The following is a 4,483-nucleotide window of genomic DNA, read 5'->3' on the forward strand; positions in this document are numbered from 1 at the left end:
GACGTCGGTGCCCTCCCGCCCGCCGGTTGTAGGGTCGGAGCCCCGCCCGCCCGCATCACAGCAGGTGGCAGCGGAATGGACGCCGACGCAGAGGGAGGGTGCCGTGATCGGCATCGCGGACATCGAGGCAGTGGCCGACCGGATCGCCGAGTACGTCGTGCGGACTCCGACGGTGTCCAGTCCCGGCCTGACCGCGCTGCTCGGCGCGCCCGTCACCGCCAAGCTGGAACTGCTGCAGCGGACCGGCTCCTTCAAGGCGCGCGGGGCGACGGCCAAGCTGCTGTCGCTGAGCGAGGCGGACCGGGCCGCGGGCGTGGTGGCGGTGAGCGGCGGCAACCACGGGATCGGGCTGGCCGTGATGGCGGGGGCGCTGGGCCTGAAGGCGACGGTGGTGATGCCGCGGTCGGCGCCCGCGCGTGCCGTCGGCATCGCTGAGGCGGCCGGTGCTTCGGTGCAGCTCACCGAGGACATGGAGAGCGCGTTCAAGCTGGTGACCGAGCTGGAGGCGGACGGCCTGACGCTGGTGCACCCCTTCGACGACCCGGTGGTGGTGGCCGCTCAGGGCACCGTCGGGCTGGAGCTCGCGGAGGACGCGGGCGAGCTGACGGATGTACTGGTCAGCATCGGGGGCGGCGGGCTGATCTCGGGCGTCGCCGCGGCGCTGCGCGCGCGCCGCCCAGGAGTCCGCGTCTGGGGCGTGGAGACCGAGGGGGCAGAGGCCATGTCCGAGGCGCTCGCCGCGGGCGGCCCGGTGCCCGTCGAGCTGTCCTCGATCGTGTCCACGCTGAGCGCCCCGGCCGCCTCGCAGCTCACGTACGACCATGTCGCGGAGCTGGTGCACGAGGTGCTGGTGGTGCCGGACCGGGAGGCGGTGCGGGGCGTACTGGACCTCGCGGAGCACGCGAAGGTCTGGGCCGAACCGGCCGCCGGCGCTCTGCTGCCGGCGGCCCGTCAGGTGGTCGGGCGGGTCGGGGACGAGGCCCGGATCGGGCTGGTGCTGTGCGGCGGGAACGCCGCGACCGAGGACGTCATGCGCTGGGCGCGTGACTTCGGCCTGACCGGCTGAGCCGGGTCCCGTCGGGCGGGCCCTGAGAGGGCGGACGCCTACTGCCGGTGCGGGGGTTCCTTGCCCTGGTCCGATCCCAGCTGGCCCTTGAGCCTGTCCTGGGCGGAGTCGACCTGGCCGCTGTACTTGCCCTGTGTCCTTTCGTCGAGCATGTCACCGCCCTTGTCGATGCCCTTGCCGGCCTTGTCTCCATGGCCGCTCAGCATCTGCTTGAGCTTGTCCATCACAGACATGGTGTCCGTCCTTCCTGCGTGCTTCCCCGTCCCGTCCAGGATCGGGGACCGGCACGCGGTACGCATCCGCTGGCCGTGCACCCCCGGCCGGGCCCGTGGGAGGGCGGTGGTCAGGGCTGCAGCAGCGTCTTGACCATGCCGTCCCGCTTGGCCTGGAACGTGGCGTACGCCTCGGGGCCCTCCTCCAGCGGCAGCCGGTGGGTGGCGAAGTCCTCGACACCGAGGACGTCCGCGTCGTCGAGGAGCGGCAGGATCTCGTCCACCCAGCGGCGGACGTTCGCCTGCCCCATCCGGATCTGGATCTGCTTGTCGAACATGGTCAGCATCGGCAGCGGGTCGACGTTGCCGCCGTAGACGCCGGAGATGGAGAGCGTGCCGCCCCGGCGGACCGCGTCGATCGCGGTGTTCAGGGCGGCGAGCGGGTCCACCCCGGCGCGTTCGGTGATCTTCTCGGCCACCGCGCTCGGCAGCAGCCCGACGGCCTGCTGGGCGAGTTTCGCGCCGGGTGTGCCGTGCGCCTCCATGCCGACCGCCTCGATGACGGCATCGGTGCCCCGGCCGTCGGTGAGCCGGCGGATCTCGTCGGCGGTGTGCTTGCCGAACTCGCTGAGGTCCAGGGTGTGCACGCCGCGGTCCCGCGCCCGCGCGAGGCGGTCCGGTACCAGGTCGACGCCGATGACTCTGGAGGCACCGCGGTGCAGCGCGATCCGGCAGGCCATGTCGCCGATCGGGCCGAGGCCGAGGACCGTGACGGTGCCGCCGGTCGGGATGTCCGCGTACTCCACGGCCTGCCACGCGGTGGGCAGCACGTCGGAGAGGTAGACGAAGCGGTCGTCCGGCGGCCCGTGCGGGACCTTGATCGGCAGCTGGTCGGCAAAGGGAACGCGCAGGAACTCCGCCTGCCCGCCCGGCACTTGGCCGTACAGCTTGGTGTAGCCGAAGAGCGAGCCACCCTTGCCGCGCTCGCGGTTCTGGGTGGTCTCGCACTGCGACTGCAGGCCCTGGGAGCACATCCAGCAGGTGCCGCAGGAGACGTTGAAGGGCACGACGACCCGGTCTCCCGGTTTGAGCGTGGTGACCTCGGAGCCGATCTCCTCGACGACGCCCATCGGTTCGTGGCCGAGGATGTCACCGGGCTCCAGGAAGGGGCCGAGTACTTCGTACAGATGCAGGTCCGAACCGCAGATGCCGGTGGAGGTGATCTTCACCAGCACATCGGTCGGATCCTGGATCTTCGGGTCGGGGACGGTGTCGATCCGTACGTCCCGCTTCCCGTGCCAGGTGAGGGCGCGCATCGCTGCCTCCTGCTCTCGAAAGAGCTGTGTCAGGAGTGGGGGACGCTCAGGACTGGTGGTCCTGGGCGGTGAATTCCTTGACCAGCGCGCCGTTGAAGGCGCTCAGGTCGTCCGGCTTGCGGCTGGTGATCAGTGTGTTCGGGCCGCCGGTGCAGACCTTGACCTGCTCGTCGACCCAGGTGCCGCCCGCGTTGCGGATATCGGTCTGCAGGCTGGGCCAGGAGGTCAGGGTGCGGCCGCGCACCACGTCCGCCTCGATCAGCGTCCAGGGCGCGTGGCAGATGGCGGCGACCGGCTTGCCTGCGTCGAAGAAGCCCTTGACGAAGGCGACGGCCTGCTCGTCCATGCGCAGGAAGTCGGGGTTGGCGACGCCGCCGGGCAGGACGAGGCCGCCGTAGTCCTCGATCCGCGCGTCGGCGACGGCGGAGTCCACATCGAAGGTGTCGGCCTTGTCGAGGTGGTTGAACGCCTGGATCTGCCCGGACTTGGTCGAGACCAGCCGCGGCGTGTGCCCGGCGTCCTTCACGGCCTGCCACGGCTCCGTCAGCTCGACCTGCTCGACGCCTTCGGGGGCCACCAGGAATGCGACCTGCATTGCGCTCACGTCCTTACGGAACGATCGGAACAAGGGAGTGATATGGGGGGTGATATGAGTGCCTTGTCCAGGGTTCCACGCTGGTGGCGGACCATGCGTGTCCTGCTGGGCCGAACGCGCCGCGCCACCGCCGTTTCACCCCGCGTAGGGCCACCTCACCCCACGTACCGCCGCGCCCCGGACCCCCGCCGCGCCTCCTCCAGCGCCACGATCCGCGCCTCCGTACCGGCGGAGACGGCGGCCCGCTCCCGCAGCACCCAGGGCAGCCCGGCCAGGGCACGGCCGAAGGCGCGCAGCGAGGCGCGGTCGTGCGGGACGGTGCGCGCCAGGTGCGCCGTGCGCCGCACCGCGGGCAGCAGCGGCCGCCGCAGCCAGGTGAACCACAGCGTGTTCCGCAGCCCCAGCACCCGGCGCTCCGTGCTGTCCCGGGCGGTGGACGCCGCATGATGGATGGTCAGCCGTTCGTCGTAGGCGAGCCACCAGCCACGTTCGATGAGATCCGTGGCCAGCAGCTCTTCCTCGCCGCCCAGCCACAGGCCCGGGTGGAAGCCGCCGCCCTCGCGGAACGCTGCGGTGCGCAATACGGTCGCGGCCGCCAGGAACGAGCCGAGTGCGGGGCCGGGCAGCCAGTCGGGGCCGGACAGCGGGGAGTCGCGCAGCTCGGCGACCACAGGGTCCTCGGTCCCCGCGGGCTCCACGACGATGCGGGCGGTGACGGCGGCCAGCCGCGGCCGGTCGTCGAGGACGTCCGCCGCGCGCCGCAGCGCGCCGGGGTCCCACCACGTGTCGTCGTCGCAGAACGCCACGTAGGGCGTGTCGGCGAAGTGGACGGCGAGGTTGCGGCCGATGGCACCGAGGTTGCGGCCCGGGCGCAGCAGCCGTACCTCGGGGAACTCCCGCGCCACCGCCTCCGCCGTGCCGTCGGTGGAGCCGTTGTCCGTGACGATGACGGGCGGCCGCTCCGGCAACGCGCGCAACGAGCGGAGTGTACGCAGGAGTTCGGCGCGGCGATTGTGGGTGATGACGACGACGGTCGTGCGGCCGTCCGGCCCGGCTTCCTGCCGGTCGCTGTCCGCCGGAGCCGGTGCGGCCACCGTGCGGTGGCCCTCGTGCTGTGTCATGGCTGGTGTGTCCCTGGTCGTACGGCGGACGAGGTACGGGCCGGGCGCTCCAGGAGGCCGATGGCGTGCTCCACGTCGACGGGCAGCGGGTGGCGCCGGTCGAGCGCGGGCGGGATGCGGGCGAGCAGGCCGAGCAGGGCGGCCGCGCGCGGCGAACCGGGCGCCGCAGGGCA

At 72.4% G+C, this 4,483-nt stretch carries 5 protein-coding genes; 1 reads left to right on the top strand and 4 read right to left on the bottom strand.

Annotated elements, in window-relative coordinates:
• Window positions 1-103 precede the first annotated feature (103 nt).
• Window positions 104-1,066, top strand: coding sequence for a pyridoxal-phosphate dependent enzyme (locus CCS38_RS24350; protein WP_223735435.1), 963 nt, complete (start codon window positions 104-106; stop codon window positions 1,064-1,066).
• Window positions 1,067-1,104: 38 nt separating this feature from the next.
• On the opposite strand, the gene CCS38_RS24355 is transcribed toward CCS38_RS24350, so the two are convergent.
• The 4 genes from CCS38_RS24355 to CCS38_RS24370 all read right to left on the bottom strand — a co-directional run bounded on the left by CCS38_RS24355 (window position 1,105) and on the right by CCS38_RS24370 (window position 4,310).
• The gene (locus tag CCS38_RS24355; protein WP_223735436.1) at window positions 1,105-1,299 is read right to left on the bottom strand and encodes an antitoxin; all 195 of its coding nucleotides are present in this window, start codon (window positions 1,297-1,299) and stop codon (window positions 1,105-1,107) included.
• 110 nt (window positions 1,300-1,409) lie between these two features.
• A complete protein-coding gene (locus CCS38_RS24360; protein WP_223735437.1) occupies window positions 1,410-2,594 on the bottom strand; it encodes a zinc-dependent alcohol dehydrogenase in 1,185 nt (394 codons plus the stop codon).
• Between the two features lie 46 nt (window positions 2,595-2,640).
• Window positions 2,641-3,189 (bottom strand): type 1 glutamine amidotransferase domain-containing protein, encoded by a 549-nt coding sequence (locus CCS38_RS24365; protein ID WP_223735438.1) that lies wholly within the window; start codon window positions 3,187-3,189, stop codon window positions 2,641-2,643.
• 155 nt (window positions 3,190-3,344) lie between these two features.
• Window positions 3,345-4,310: a glycosyltransferase family 2 protein gene (locus CCS38_RS24370; RefSeq protein ID WP_223735439.1), complete on the bottom strand. Its 966-nt coding sequence runs from the start codon at window positions 4,308-4,310 to the stop codon at window positions 3,345-3,347.
• Window positions 4,311-4,483: the final 173 nt, after the last annotated feature.

The sequence above is a fragment of the Streptomyces purpurogeneiscleroticus genome (assembly GCF_020024005.1).
Taxonomy (GTDB): Bacteria; Actinomycetota; Actinomycetes; order Streptomycetales; family Streptomycetaceae; genus Streptomyces; species Streptomyces purpurogeneiscleroticus.